The sequence below is a fragment of the Flexivirga meconopsidis genome (assembly GCF_026162425.1).
Lineage (GTDB): Bacteria > Actinomycetota > Actinomycetes > Actinomycetales > Dermatophilaceae > Flexivirga > Flexivirga meconopsidis.
Map to the genome: position 1 here is coordinate 536977 of NZ_JAOBQJ010000004.1, position 13428 is coordinate 550404.

Sequence of the window (13428 nt, forward strand, 5' to 3'; positions counted from 1 at the left end):
GCGGTTCTCAATCTTCTTTACTGGCAGGCGATTTGCGGAGCAACGCGAAGAACATCGCATCGGTGTTGTGCACGTGCGGCCAGAGCTGCACGGTTGGTCCGTCGCCGAGGTCGGCGACCTGCTCCCCCGCGGCGTCGCGGAAGAGCGGCCGGGCGTCCTCGACGGTGACGTCGTCGCGGCCTTCGACGGCGGCGCGCACGATCTCGGCGGTCTCGGCAACGTGCGGACTGCAGGTGACGTAGGCGACGAGGCCGCCGGGCTTGGCGGCGGCGAGTGCGGAGCCGAGTAGTTCGCCCTGCAACTGGGTCAGCGTCGTGACGTCCGCCGGAGTGCGCCGCCAGCGCGCCTCCGGGCGGCGACGCAGCGCACCGAGACCGGTGCACGGCGCGTCGACCAGCACCTTGTCGTAGGTGTCGGGCTCCTCGGCGCCGAGCTCGCGTCCGTCGCCCGTGCCGATCATCACCTCGATGCCGGAGTCGATCGCGGCGGCCAGCGTGCGACGGATCAGGTCGGTGCGGTGCTCGCTGACCTCATTGACGAACAGCACCGAATCCTGCTGTGCCGCAAGGGTGGCGAGCAACGCTGCCTTGCCGCCAGGCCCGGCACACAGGTCGAGCCACTCCCCGGATGCGTCGTTGGTCCCGTCGGCAGCAGCCAGGGCCAGCGCGACCAGCTGAGACCCTTCGTCCTGCACCGCGGCCCGCGTCTGACGCACCGCGGGGATGTCGGCCGGGTCCCCACCGGGCAGCGTCGTGCCAACGGGTGACAGCGTCGACGCCTCGGCGCCGGCTTCGACGAGTTCGGCGACCGTCGCCAGGCCCGGGCGGGCCACCAGCGAGACCGTCGGCGGTGCATTGTCGGCCTCCAGCAGCTTCACCAGTGCCGTGTCGAGCTCGCCGTCGTCGGTGATGCCGCCGGCCCGCAGCGCACCCCGCAGCGCCCGCACCACCCACGCGGGATGGGAGTGCTCGACCGCGAGCGCGTCGATGCGGTCGCGCCCGGCGGTGACCTCGGCGATCCACTCCTCACGGGTGCGTTCGGTGATGCGGCGCAGCACCGCGTTGACGAAGCCGGACGCGCCCGCGCCGTTGACCTCACGCGCCAGCGCGACAGTCTCGGACGCGGCCGCGTGTGCGGGCACCCGCATGTTGAGGATCTGGTGCGCGCCGATGCGCAGCGTGTCGAGCACCGGCGGGTCGATCTGCCCCGCCGGTCGACCGGCCGCGAACTCGATGATCGCGTCATACAGTCCACGCATCCGGATAGCGCCGTAGGTCAGCTCGGTCGCGAATCCGGCGTCCCTGCCGTGCAATTCGGCGGTGCGCAGCGCCTTGGGCAACTCCAGATTGGCGTAGGCACCGTCGGCCACCGCCCGACTCACCTGCCAGGCGACCTTGCGTGCGGGGTCGCCGCCGCGGCGGCGGTCGGCCGGCCGGGTGGCGGTGCGCTTGCCGGCACCATGCCGGCGCGACTCCGGCCGCTGCCGGCCCTTGGCGTCGCGGTAGCCGCCGGACGGATTTTCACTCATGTCAGCAATTCTCCCGCTTCCACCCGCACTCCTCGTGCCCAGTCGGCAGCCGGCATCGCCTTCTTGCCGTGCGGCTGCACCTCGCCGAGCACGACCGGGGTCGTCCCGGTGCCGACCAGCACCTCGCGCTTCCCGGCCGACAGCGTCCCGGGAGCAAGCTGCTCAGCATCGTCCGGGGCGGGCGTGACCGGCCCCAGTTTCAGCCGCTGCCCGCGGAAGGTCGTCCACGCGCCGGGCGCCGGCGTGCAGGCGCGGATGCGTCGGTCGACCGCGAACACTGGTGCGGACCAACGGATTTCGGCATCCTCGGTGGTGATCTTGGGCGCCATCGACACGCCATCGGCAGGCTGTGCCACCGGCGTGATCGATCCGTCGGCGAGGCCGTCGAGCGACGCCACGAGCAGCCCCGCTCCCGCGGAGGCCAGCCGGTCGAGCAGCGCACCGCTGGTGTCAGTGGGCTGGATCGTCTCGGTCATGGTCCCGAGCACCGGCCCGGTGTCCATGCCTTCCTCCAGCAGGAAGGTCGTCGCGCCGGTGACCTCGTCACCGTGCAGGATCGCGTGCTGCACGGGGGCGGCACCGCGCCAGGCGGGCAGCAGCGAGAAGTGCAGGTTCACCCACCCGTGCGTCGGTATGACGAGAGCCGCGCGCGGCACCAGTGACCCGTAGGCGACCACGGGACACGCGTGGGGGCGCAGCGCTGCCAGCTCCTCGGCGAAGTCCGGGTCCTTGGCCGAGCGGGGCGTGAGCACCGGCACTCTCAGCTCGGTGGCGAGCTCCTTGACCGGTGACGGCCGCAGCCCGCGGCCCCTCCCGGCAGGCGCGTCGGGCCGGGTGACCACCGCGACGAGTTCGTGCGCGGAGTCGGCCACCGCGCGCAACGCGGGCAGCGCGACCTCGGGGGTGCCGGCGAAGACGAGTCTCATGGTTCAGCCCTCGAAGGTCGGGTTGGCGTGCGGGCTGTCCCGGACGATCGGGCCCGGCAGGCCGGCCCATTCGGCGGCGCGGATTTCCTTCAGCGCCAGCTTGCGCTGCTCCTTGTCGAGCCGGTCGATGAAGAGGATGCCGTCGAGGTGGTCGGTCTCGTGCTGGATGCAGCGCGCCATCAGGTGGCTGCCCTCGATCGTGAGCGGTTCGCCATACATGTCGAAGCCCTTGGCGACCGTGCGCAGCGCGCGGGGTGTCGGCCAGGCGAAGTCGGGGATCGACAGGCAACCCTCGTCGTCGACCTGTTGCTCGGCGGACAGGTCGAGGTCGGGGTTGACCAGATGCCCGAGCTCGCCGTCGATGTAGTAGGTGAAGACCCGCAGGCCGACGCCGAGTTGCGGCGCCGCGAGCCCCGCGCCCGGGGCGTGCATCATCGTGTCGGTCAGGTCCTTGACGAGGGTGCGCAGCTCCTTGTCGAAGTCGACGACCGGGGCCGCCGGGGTGCGCAGCACCGGGTCGCCGTAGAGCCGGATCGGAGTCACTGACATACCCGAGTCTCCTACTCCCCGACCGGAAGGCCACGGACCAGCAGGTCGGCGCGCAGCTCCTCGGGCGAGGTGAACGCGATGGCGTCCAGACCCGCGACGGCGGCCGCCTGCACGTTGACCAGGCTGTCGTCGATGAAGACGCAGTCGTCGAGCCCTCCGACGTGCCGCACGCGCTCCTCGAGCACCTCGAAGATCTCCGGGTCAGGCTTGGCCACGCCCTCCTCCCCGGAGACGATGATGTCCTCGAAGATGTCGAGGAAGTCGAAGCGGTCCAGCGCGATTGGGAACGTCTCCTCCGGCCAGTTGGTCAGCGCGAACAGCGGCACCTCAGCGGCATGCAACTGCTTGAGTATGGCGACAGTGCCCTCGACCGGGCCCCGCAGCGAATGCTCGAAATTGGCGCGGTAGGAACGGATTTCGTCGGCCAGCTCAGGGTGCTTGGCGATGGCGTCCGCTTCCCCGTCGGCGAAGCTGCGCCCGGCGTCCTGGGCGAGGTTCCAGGAGGCGAAGTCGAAGCCGGAGTCGTGCAGGAAGTGCCGGGCACGCTCCTGCCCGACGCCGGCGGCGATCGCAGGCAGCGGGTCCCATCGGATCAGCACGTTGCCGAGGTCGAAGACGACGGCGTCGACGGGCGCCGGGTCGAGGTTCGGCCGGTCACCGGAGCTGGCAGTCTGCTGGTCGGTCACCCGGCAGACCCTATCGACGCGTCGACGGCACACCTAAAGCAGTGCACCGCTGGGGTCGACCCGCACGGTCACCGTGCCCGGCGTCTTACGAGCGCTGCGGCCGGCCCGCGCGGCCATGACGGCGTGCGCCGCTGCCGTGCCCTGTGCCAGGGGGGCGCGCAGCAACAGGCGGGCAGCACCGTCGGTGCCATCGTTGCCGCCCTCCACCGGAAGCGGCCCGAGACGCTCCACTGCGGCACCGGCGGGGAGCGCGTGGTCGACCGCGTCCGCGAACGCGGTCAGATCGGCGGTCGTCCCGGTGAGCGCTGCCACCCACTCGGCCGGCGGGAGCCGGAGTTCACGACGTTCGGCGAGTTCACGCTCGGCGAACGTGTATGGCGCCCAGCGCACGACCGCCTCCACAGCGGGCTGCGGCGCGTCGGTCGCCACCCCGCAGACCACCACGGTGCCACCGGCTCGCGACGGCCGGGTCAGCGCCGCCGCGGCCAGCCAGCGGCGCAGCGTCTCCTCCCCCGCGTCCAGCGCGGGGCGGTCCAGCAGCGCCCAGCCGTCCAGCAGCAGCGTTGCGGCATACCCGCCTTCGGCGACCGGCTCGGCGCCCGGTGTGGCGATCACCAGTGCCGGGCCCGAGTCGACGTGCGCGACGATCTCACCCGCACCGGACCGGACCACCTCCACCCCCGGGAATGCCCGGCCCAGCTCCTCGGCGGTGCGCCGCGCACCGACCACCGCCGCCCGCAGCCGATCCGCACCGCACTCGGCGCAGCTCCACGGCTGCGCAACCTTGCCGCACCACCGGCAGACCGGCGGGCCGTCGGCGCTACGCAGCCCGAGCGGGCCGTGACAGTGCGCGCACCGCGCGAGGCTGCGACAGTTGGCGCAGCGCAGTGTCGGCAGGTAGCCGCGACGCGGCACCTGCACCAGCACCGGCCCGGACCGCAACGCCTCGTGTGCCGCCGACCAGGCCACCGGCGGCAGGTGCGCGTGTGCCGCCGCTCCGGCGCGCTCGACCTGCACGTCGTCCCCGGCGACGATCACCCGCGGCAGGTCGCCGCGGCTGGGCCGCGCCTCGACCGGTTGCACCACGCCGTCGTCCAGCCACCGCTGGACCGCGACCGATCGGGCGAAGCCGCCCAGCAACAGTGCCGCGCGCTCACGTCGAGCGCGGATGCGCAGCACCTGCCTGGTCTGTGCGTATGGCGAGCGCGGCTCGGCCAGCAGGTCGTCCCCGTCGTCCCAGCAGGCGACCAGGCCGAGATCGCGCACCGGCGCCCACGCGGCGGCGCGGGTGCCGACCACGCAGCGCACCTGGCCGCGCAGGATTTTCAGCCACGCGGTGTAGCGGGCCTGCGGGCCCTGCTCCGCGGTGAGCCGGACGTGCCGGTCCTCGCCCAGTTGCGCGACGAGTGCGCGCTCGACGCGGTCGACGTCGCGATGGTCGGGCACGACGATCAGCACCCCACGGCCGCCTGACAATGTCGCCTGCGCCGCCTCGGCCAGCGCCGCCGGCCAGTCCTGCGCGGGGTCGACCGTCGGAGCGGCCAGCCAACTGGCGGCCGGGTCGCTATCTCCTGCGAGCCGCCGCAGGAAGGCGGCCCCGGCCGGGTAGCGTTGCCAGGCAACCGATTCCGGCATCGACGGCGGCGACCACGCGGGTGCGTCCTTGGCATCCAGCGCCTTCTCGGCCGCAGCGTGCCGCGGCGGCACCGCAAGCCGCAGCACGTCGGCAAGCGGCCCGGCATAGTGATCGGCGACTCGCCGGGCGGCGTCGAGCACCGCGGGAGTGAGCACCGACTCCGGGCTGACCACGCGGCGCAACGGGGTCAGCCGGCCGACGTGCTCGGCAGTCTCGGCGCGGTCGACCACGAAGCCGCCCGCCTCCTTGCCGGCGAAGCGCACCTTCACCCGCACGCCCGGCTGCGCGGCCTGCGCCAAGTCAGCAGGCACGGCGTATTCGAACGGCCGGTCCAGGTGCGGCAAGGGCACGTCGAGCACCACCCGAGCAACCGGGAGATCTACTGCAACATCACGGGATTCGGCTGTCGATGACTTCGGCTGCACTGCCGAGTGCAGGAGTTGCAACTGCTCCGTCGTCGCCGGGTGCGGCGCGTCGTCGGAGTCAGGCATGCCCATTGTTATACGCGACGGCACCGACACCCGAAGGTGCCGGTGCCGGTGATCTCGCGGGTGCGGGTGATCTCGATACGCGGCTCGTTCCTCGCCGCTACTCGATCAGCATCGCTACTCGGTCAGCGTTTGGTCAGCCCTTGATCGCGCGCTGCAGGTCCTCGACCTTGTCGGTGCGCTCCCAGGTGAAGGCGTTCTCCACGCCGTCGGCCTTGGTGCGGCCGAAGTGACCGTATGCCGCGGTCGGCTGGTAGATCGGGCGGAGCAGGTCGAGTTCCTCGACGATGGCTGCCGGACGCAGGTCGAACACGCTGGTGATCGCGGCCTGGATCTTGTCCAGCGGAGCGGTCTCGGTGCCGAAGGTCTCGACATACAGTCCCACCGGCTGCGCCTTGCCGATCGCGTAGGCGACCTGCACCTCGCAGCGGTCGGCCAGGCCAGCGGCGACGACGTTCTTGGCCACCCAGCGCATGGCGTATGCCGCCGACCGGTCCACCTTCGAGGGGTCCTTGCCCGAGAAGGCACCGCCGCCGTGGCGGGCCATGCCGCCGTAGGTGTCGACGATGATCTTGCGGCCGGTGAGGCCGGCATCGCCCATCGGGCCGCCGATCTCGAAGACGCCGGTCGGGTTGATCAGCTTGCGGTAGCTGGAGGTGTCGAGGGTGTTGCCGGTCGCCGCGAGCTCTTCGAGCACCGGCTTGATGACGTGGGTGTCGATGTCGGGCTCGAGCATCCCGTCGAGTGAGATGTTCGGCGCGTGCTGGGTGGACAGCACCACGGTGTCGAGGCGGACCGCCTTGTCGCCGTCATACCCGATGGTGACCTGGGTCTTGCCGTCCGGACGCAAGTAGGCCAGCTCGCCACTCTTGCGGACGCTGGTGAGCCGCTCGGAGAGGCGGTGGGCCAGGAAGATCGGCAGCGGCATCAACTCCGCGGTGTCCGAGCAGGCGTAACCGAACATCAGCCCCTGGTCGCCGGCGCCCTGGCTGTCGCGCTGGTCGGTGCCGCCCTCGGCCCGGTGCTCGTGGGCGGTGTCGACACCCTGCGCGATGTCGGGCGACTGCTCGCCGATCGAGATCGACACGCCGCAGGAGTGACCGTCGAAGCCCTTGAGCGAGGAGTCGTAGCCGACCTCGACGATGGTGTCGCGCACCAGCTTGGCGATCGGCACGTAGCTCTTGGTGCGCACTTCGCCGGCGACGTGCACCAGGCCGGTGGTCACCATCGTCTCGACGGCCACACGCGAGTTCGGGTCCTCGGCGAGCATCGCGTCGAGGATGGAGTCGCTGATCTGATCGCAGATCTTGTCGGGGTGTCCCTCGGTGACCGATTCGGACGTGAAGAGGCGTGCCACGATGGTGTGCTCCTTAGTTGCAGCGGCTGCTGGCTGACGTCCGATGCGGACGGCCGCTCGCAGCTTAGACGGTTCCGAGTTGATCCTGTATGGCGTCCCACACAGCCGACGCGAGCGTGCGCTTGTCGGCCGGACCGATGACGTTCTCGTCACCGCCGTCCCGGTGCAGGATGCGGATGGTCGCGGTGTCCTGTCCGAAGGTGACCCCGGGGCCGACCTCGTTGACCACCTGCAGGTCGCTGCCCTTGCGGGCGAACTTCGCGCGGGCGTGCTGCATCACCGACCCGCTGGAGTCGCCGGTCTCGGCGGCGAAGCTGACGATGAACGGCGTGCGCCCCTCGCCGCGGGCGTCGACCAGTCCGCGCACGATGTCGGGGTTCTCGACCAGGTCGAGGTCGAGTCCCGCGCCGGAGCCGGACTTCTTGATCTTGTGGTCGGCGTAGGTCGCCGGCCGGAAGTCGGCCGGCGCGGCGGCCATCACGACGACGTCGGCGTCCCGCGCCGCGGCGGTGACGGCCTCCTGGAGTTCGAGGGTCGTCTCGACCTCGACGACGTCGACGGCGGGCGGCACCGGGAGCGTGGCGTTCGCGCTCACCAGGGTCACCGCGGCGCCGCGCTGCGCGGCGATCTCGGCCAGTGCGTAGCCCTGCTTGCCGCTGCTGCGGTTGCCGAGATAGCGCACCGGGTCGATGGGTTCGCGGGTGCCGCCCGCGGACACGACCACCTTGTGACCGGCCAGTGGTGTCGGCCGGTCGGTGTCGGCCACACCCAGCGCGAAGTCGGCAATGTGCTCCGGCTCGGGCAGCCGGCCCGGCCCGGTGTCGACGCCGGTGAGCCGACCCGAGTCCGGGTCGAGGACGTGCACGCCCCGCTCGCGCAAGGTCGCGACGTTGGCAACGGTCGCCGGGTGTTGCCACATCTCGGTGTGCATGGCGGGCGCGAGCACGATCGGGCAGTGCGCGGTGAGCAGCGTGTTGGTCAGCAGGTCGTCGGCCAGGCCGTGCGCGGCCTTGGCGAGCAGGTCGGCGGTCGCGGGCGCCACGATCACCAGGTCGGCGCTTTTGCCGAGCCGCACGTGTGGCACGTCCTCGACCCGGGTCCACACGTCATCGGCGACCGGCTTCCCCGAAAGGGCCGCCCAGGTCGGCGCGCCGACGAAGTGCAGCGCCGCCGCCGTCGGGATGACGGTGACGTCGTGACCGGCTTCCTTGAGCAGGCGCAGCAACAGGCACGCCTTGTAGGCGGCGATGCCGCCGCTGACACCGAGAACGATCCGCATCTGGGTGGGCTGGTGTGGGTGTGGCCGGGCTGACCCGGACCTTAGGCCTCGATCTTCTCGATCGACAGCAGGCCGTCGTTGACCTCACGCAGCGCGACCGACAGCGGCTTGTCGTTGACCTGGCTGTCGACGAGCGGGCCGACATACTCCAGCAGGCCCTCGGACAGCTGCGAGTAGTAGGCGTTGATCTGCCGCGCACGCTTGGCGCCGTAGATGACCAGCGCGTACTTGGAGTCGGCGACCTTCAGCAGGTCGTCGATCGGCGGGTTGGTGATGCCCTCGGGGGCAGCCTTGGTGCCAGACACGAAAGAACTCTCGTTTCGTCGGTGGTGGTTCGGGTCGCAGCGGGTCGCGTCAGGGGACGCAGATGTGCTGCTGCATCAATTGTACGAGTTCCTCCGCAGCCCGCTGCACGTCGTCGTTGATGATCGTCGTGTCGAACTCCGACCGGGCCGCGAGTTCGCGCCGTGCGGTGTCGAGCCGGACGGTGCGCTCTTCCTCGGTTTCGGTCCCGCGCCCAACGAGCCGGCGCACGAGTTCGTCCCAGCTCGGCGGGGCGAGGAAGACGAAGTAGGCCTCGGGCATCTGCTCGCGCACCTGGCGGGCGCCCTGCAGGTCGATCTCCAGCAGCGGCAGCTTGCCCTCGGCAGCCGCGTCCAGCACCGGGCCGCGCGGTGTGCCGTAGCTCGCCCGGCCGTGCACGACCGCGTGCTCCAGGAACTCCCCCGCAGACACCATCGCGTCGAATCGTTCCTGGCTGATGAAGTGGTAGTGCTTGCCGTCGAGCTCACCCGGGCGCGGCGGGCGGGTGGTCGCCGACACCGACAACCAGACCTCCGGATAGTGATCGCGGATGTATGCCGACACGGTCCCCTTGCCGACCGCGGTCGGCCCGGCAAGCACGACCAACGGGGCGCAGGTTTTCTGCTCCGTCTCTGGTGCGTTGCCAGAAGTCACGAATGCTGTTCCCGTTCAAAGTGTTCCAGCAGGTGCTGCACCTGGTTGGCGCCGAGCCCGCGCACTCGCCGGGTCTCGGCGATGCCGATCTCGGCCATGATCTGACGGGCCCGCACCCGGCCCACACCGGGCATCGACTCCAGCAGCGCGGACACCTTCATCTTGCCGATGACCTCATTGTCCTTACCGGCCTCGATGACCTCGCGCAGCGAACCCTGCGCATACTTCAGCCGGTTCTTGACCTCAGCCCGTTCCCGTCGCGCGGCAGCAGCCTTGGCGAGTGCTTCGGCACGCTGTTCCGGCGTCAACTGGGGTAGGGCCACGGGTACTTCTCCTGCGTCGTCCGGCGGAACGGGTGGGCTGCGGACGGCCGTCCGCGACCAGAGCCACCCGCTCCCGGCGAACCTAGCGACTCACGGGTAGGTTCGGCAACGCGGACCGGACACGCGCGACACCCGGGGCCTGGCCAGCGAGCACCGATCTCGTTAAGGTCGTGCGCCGTTGCCCATGTGCCGTCAATGGACCCGGAGTTGATTCGGTGAGTTCCACTCACCCGACCACCAAGAACGTCCCGACCCCCACCCTGCGCCGCGCAGTCGCCGCCTCCGCTCTCGGCAATGCCGTCGAGTGGTTCGACTACGGCATCTACGCCTACGGGGTCACCCACATCAGCAAGGCGTTGTTCCCCTCGGGGTCCGACGATGCGGTCGCATTCACCCTGCTGGGTTTCGCACTGTCCTTCCTGATCCGCCCGATCGGCGGCTTCTTCTGGGGTCCGCTCGGCGACAAGATCGGCCGCAAGCGGGTGCTGGCGATGACGATCCTGCTGATGGCGGGGTCGACGGTGCTGGTGGGCGTGATCCCGTCATACGAAACGATCGGGATCTGGGCTCCGGTGCTGCTCTACACGCTGCGCATGCTGCAGGGCTTCTCCACCGGCGGCGAGTATGGCGGTGCGGCCACCTTCATGGCCGAGTATGCGCCGGACAAGCGACGCGGCTTCTGGGGCAGCTTCCTGGAGTTCGGCACGTTGGGCGGGTTCAGCGTCGGCGCGCTGATGATGCTGCTGCTGATCAACGTGCTCGACACCTCGCAGATGGACAGCTGGGGCTGGCGCATTCCGTTCCTCATCGCCGGCCCGCTCGGCCTCATCGGCAGCTACCTGCGCTCGAAGATGCAGGACACTCCGATCTATCGGGAGCTGGAGGAGAAGGACGAGGTCGAGGAGAACCCGGCACGGACGCTGCGCGACCTGATCGCGAAGTACTCGCCGCAGATCTTCCAGCTGACCGGCCTGGTGCTCGCGCTCAACGTCGCCAACTACACGCTGATCAGCTACATGCCGACCTACCTGCAAGATGCTGTCGGGTTGTCCGACAACGGTGCGCTGATCGTGCCGATCATCGGCCAGTTGTTGATGATGGCGGTGCTGCCGTTCCTCGGCGCACTGTCCGACCGGGTCGGGCGCAAACCGATGTGGGCAACGTCGTTGGTCGGGCTCGGGATCATGTCGGTGCCGATGTTCGCGCTGATGGGCACCGGCACCGGGGGTGCCGTGGTCGGGTTCGCCGTGCTCGCCCTGCTCTACGCGCCGCAGCTGTCGACCATCTCGGCGACCTTCCCGGCGTTCTTCCCCACCCATGTGCGGTATGCCGGACTCGCCCTCAGTTACAACGTGTCGACCTCGCTCTTCGGTGGCACCGCTCCCCTGGTCAACGACCGGTTGATCAGCTGGACCGGTGACAATCTCTGGCCCGCGTACTACATGGTCGTGGCCTGCGTGATCGGTCTGGTCGCGCTGTGGTTCGTGATCGAGACGAAGGGAGTTTCGTTGCGCGGCACAGAGATTCCCGGCACTCCGGAGGCCGAGGAGGAGCTGGCTGACGGGGCTGGCGCGTCCAGCGGGCGCGCGTAGGCTGCGCCCATGGCTGACTCGACGAACGGCTCCCGATCTCCTGCGGACCTTTGGCATGGTCTGAGCAGCACACAGCGCGGCTTGGTGGTGGCGGTGGGTGCGATCGACACGGCGCTGAAGGGCGCCGCGTTGGTGGACCTGGCGAAGCGTCCCGCGGCGCAGGTGCGTGGCCCGAAGTGGGCATGGGGTCTCGCCCTGCCGGTGGTCAACTCCGCGGGCATCCTGCCAATCGTCTACTTCTTGCGCGGGCGGCGTGCTGGCTGACCCGGCCGGGCACAGTCGTCTCGCCGAGGCGGTGCGTGCAGAGTCGCGCCCTCGCGCGTCTCGTAAGCGAGGGTGCCATCCGCGTCACAGTCACTTACGAGATTGCCGAACGGGCGGTGCCGGTGCGTGGGGGTTGATCGTTTGGTCGGGTGAGGTAGGTGTAGCCGCCGGGGCTGGTCCAGGTGCACACCCCGTCGGGTGTCATCGACACGGTCCAGCCGCCTTCGTGCTTGGCGCGGTGGTGGTGCCGACACAGGCATTGCAGGTTGTGGGCCGCTGTCGGGCCGTCGGGGTAGCGGACCACGTGGTCGATGTCGGTCGCGGTCGCGGGGCGGGTGCAGCCGGGGAACCGGCAGTGTTGGTCTCGGGTGTGGAGGAACCGGACAAGGCGGGCGTTGGGTGTATAGGACCGGCAGCCGGTTTCGGCGGTGATGCCGGTGGCGGAGTCGACCAGGGCACGAGACACGGTGGTGCCGAGCAACCCGCTGAGTTCGCGGACTGCACCGGCGGGGATGGTGCCGATGCCGGGCACGAGGACGTCACCGATCGTGCATGGTTGCGCGGGCTCGCCCGGGTCGTTCGGTTCGTCCCGTCGCGGATCGGTGGTGGTGGTGAAGGTGAGTCCTGGTGTGGCGAGGAGGGTTTCGAGTTCTTCGTCGAGTAATGCTTCGGGTGAGTAGTGCCGTTGGTAGTCGATCCAGTCATTGGGGTCGGTCACCGGGTCCGGGATCGCAACACCCGCGGTGCTGTCTGGCGGGCCCGTGGCCGGGTCGGTGCCGGAGCTGGTGGTGAGTTGCCTGCGGCGGGTGTCGAGGTCGGCGATCTGGTCGAGGTAGTCCTGGGCGGTGATCGGGCAGTCGGGCGACACTTGCACCGGCACGTGTGGCTCGGGAACTACCTGGATGGTCGTCGCGTGGCATGGGACGTGCACGACGAGTTCGGTGTTGACGTGCACGTCGGATAGCAGCAGGTCGGTCAACGCGTCGACCCGGTGTTCACCGAGGGTCTTGTCCGTCGTGGTCGACTTCTTCAGTAACCGGGCGTGGGTGTTGATCGCGGCCATCAACGTGGTGGCGTCCAGGGCGGGCAGGACGGCGGTGAGGGTGGACATGCCTGGTTCCCAGTGCGGTTCGCAGGTGACGTCGGTGTAGTCCCGGCGCCGGTGGGCCGCTGCCTGGTCGGCTTCGACTGGTGCGTGTTTGGCCAGGAGTCGTCGTGCTCGTCGGGTGAGTGTGGTCGATGTCGAGATCTCCGGGTCACCGGCGAGGAGTTCGTCCTCGATCGGCCCGGCAGCGTGGGCGGGCGCGTCGGCGAGCACGCCCGCGATGGCGGCAACTTTGCGGCCGTCCATAGCCCCGGTGCCGGCACGGTCCAACAGCCGGGCAGCGTGCCGGACGGTGTCGCCGGCTTCGGTGAGCCGACGGGAGGCTTGCCGGTCGGACCAACCTAGGCGGGCGCCGACTTCGAGCGGGGTCCACGTGTCCGGGGATTCGGGGTGTTTGCGCAGCTCGTGCGCAGCCAACTGCTCCAGGCAGATGGTTTGGGTCGCCCACGCAGCGTTTTGCACCTGCTGAGCGACCGCCACCAACTCCAGCAACCCGTGCTCCGGTAGTTCCACACCGGACAGCTCGTGGCCGGGCAGATCGTGGCCGGACAGGCCATGCGACGGGCCGGTCGGATCGGTGCGGGCGTGGGTGAACGCGACCTGCAGCAGCGTGTGTGCTGCCTCCAACAGTTGCCGGGTGGAGGCAGCGGAGATCACCGCGGGGGTGAGTGCTTGCTGCAGGTTGGACATATCACAACCATACACTTGTTCGATGATGTTGGGAAGGAGTTGCGTACC

Annotated in this window: 13 protein-coding genes; 2 read left to right on the top strand and 11 right to left on the bottom strand. The window is 70.0% G+C overall.

The features are described from left to right. Positions 1-7: 7 nt before the first annotated feature. From N2M23_RS16075 to mihF, 10 genes are all read right to left on the bottom strand, one after another. On the bottom strand, positions 8-1528 hold the full coding sequence (locus tag N2M23_RS16075) for an RsmB/NOP family class I SAM-dependent RNA methyltransferase (protein ID WP_265446849.1): 1521 nt from the start codon (positions 1526-1528) through the stop codon (positions 8-10). Continuing rightward, positions 1525-2454 carry a methionyl-tRNA formyltransferase gene (gene fmt, locus N2M23_RS16080; RefSeq protein WP_265446851.1) on the bottom strand — a complete coding sequence of 310 codons (930 nt, stop codon included), beginning with the start codon at positions 2452-2454 and terminating at the stop codon, positions 1525-1527. Before fmt ends, N2M23_RS16075 begins: the two co-directional genes overlap by 4 nt. Positions 2455-2457: 3 nt before the next feature. Then, positions 2458-3003, bottom strand: coding sequence for a peptide deformylase (gene def / locus N2M23_RS16085; protein WP_265446853.1), 546 nt, complete (start codon positions 3001-3003; stop codon positions 2458-2460). 11 nt (positions 3004-3014) lie between these two features. After that, a complete protein-coding gene (locus N2M23_RS21030; protein WP_265446854.1) occupies positions 3015-3689 on the bottom strand; it encodes an HAD family hydrolase in 675 nt (224 codons plus the stop codon). A gap of 33 nt (positions 3690-3722) precedes the next feature. After that, entirely contained in the window at positions 3723-5816 is a 2094-nt protein-coding gene (locus N2M23_RS16095) for a primosomal protein N' (protein WP_265446856.1), read from the bottom strand. Between the two features lie 133 nt (positions 5817-5949). Beyond that, positions 5950-7173 carry a methionine adenosyltransferase gene (gene metK, locus N2M23_RS16100; protein WP_265447001.1) on the bottom strand — a complete coding sequence of 408 codons (1224 nt, stop codon included), beginning with the start codon at positions 7171-7173 and terminating at the stop codon, positions 5950-5952. A gap of 61 nt (positions 7174-7234) precedes the next feature. Continuing rightward, positions 7235-8449, bottom strand: coding sequence for a bifunctional phosphopantothenoylcysteine decarboxylase/phosphopantothenate--cysteine ligase CoaBC (coaBC, locus tag N2M23_RS16105; protein ID WP_265446858.1), 1215 nt, complete (start codon positions 8447-8449; stop codon positions 7235-7237). Positions 8450-8490: 41 nt separating this feature from the next. Next, entirely contained in the window at positions 8491-8754 is a 264-nt protein-coding gene (gene rpoZ, locus N2M23_RS16110; RefSeq protein WP_171158377.1) for a DNA-directed RNA polymerase subunit omega, read from the bottom strand. A 49-nt stretch (positions 8755-8803) separates the two neighbouring features. Beyond that, complete coding sequence (gene gmk, locus N2M23_RS16115; RefSeq protein WP_265446859.1) at positions 8804-9406, bottom strand: guanylate kinase; 603 nt, start codon at positions 9404-9406, stop codon at positions 8804-8806. Continuing rightward, positions 9403-9729 carry an integration host factor, actinobacterial type gene (gene mihF / locus N2M23_RS16120; protein WP_265446860.1) on the bottom strand — a complete coding sequence of 109 codons (327 nt, stop codon included), beginning with the start codon at positions 9727-9729 and terminating at the stop codon, positions 9403-9405. The genes gmk and mihF overlap by 4 nt, the downstream gene beginning before the upstream one ends. Positions 9730-9944: 215 nt before the next feature. Between mihF and N2M23_RS16125 the strand changes: the two genes are divergently transcribed. After that, entirely contained in the window at positions 9945-11321 is a 1377-nt protein-coding gene (locus N2M23_RS16125) for an MFS transporter (protein WP_265446862.1), read from the top strand. A 9-nt stretch (positions 11322-11330) separates the two neighbouring features. Next, positions 11331-11585: a DUF5652 family protein gene (locus N2M23_RS16130; RefSeq protein ID WP_265446863.1), complete on the top strand. Its 255-nt coding sequence runs from the start codon at positions 11331-11333 to the stop codon at positions 11583-11585. Positions 11586-11679: 94 nt separating this feature from the next. On the opposite strand, the gene N2M23_RS16135 is transcribed toward N2M23_RS16130, so the two are convergent. Beyond that, a complete protein-coding gene (locus N2M23_RS16135; protein ID WP_265446865.1) occupies positions 11680-13380 on the bottom strand; it encodes an HNH endonuclease signature motif containing protein in 1701 nt (566 codons plus the stop codon). Positions 13381-13428: the final 48 nt, after the last annotated feature.

Bases quoted from the DNA above. Each gene is read 5' to 3' on its own strand.
- coaBC (WP_265446858.1), bottom strand. From the start codon at position 8,449: ATGCGGATCGTTCTCGGTGTCAGCGGCGGCATCGCCGCCTACAAGGCG.
- def (WP_265446853.1), bottom strand. From the start codon at position 3,003: ATGTCAGTGACTCCGATCCGGCTCTACGGCGACCCGGTGCTGCGCACC.
- N2M23_RS16130 (WP_265446863.1), top strand. From the start codon at position 11,331: ATGGCTGACTCGACGAACGGCTCCCGATCTCCTGCGGACCTTTGGCAT.
- N2M23_RS16135 (WP_265446865.1), bottom strand. From the start codon at position 13,380: ATGTCCAACCTGCAGCAAGCACTCACCCCCGCGGTGATCTCCGCTGCC.
- N2M23_RS16095 (WP_265446856.1), bottom strand. From the start codon at position 5,816: ATGCCTGACTCCGACGACGCGCCGCACCCGGCGACGACGGAGCAGTTG.
- fmt (WP_265446851.1), bottom strand. From the start codon at position 2,454: ATGAGACTCGTCTTCGCCGGCACCCCCGAGGTCGCGCTGCCCGCGTTG.
- N2M23_RS16075 (WP_265446849.1), bottom strand. From the start codon at position 1,528: ATGAGTGAAAATCCGTCCGGCGGCTACCGCGACGCCAAGGGCCGGCAG.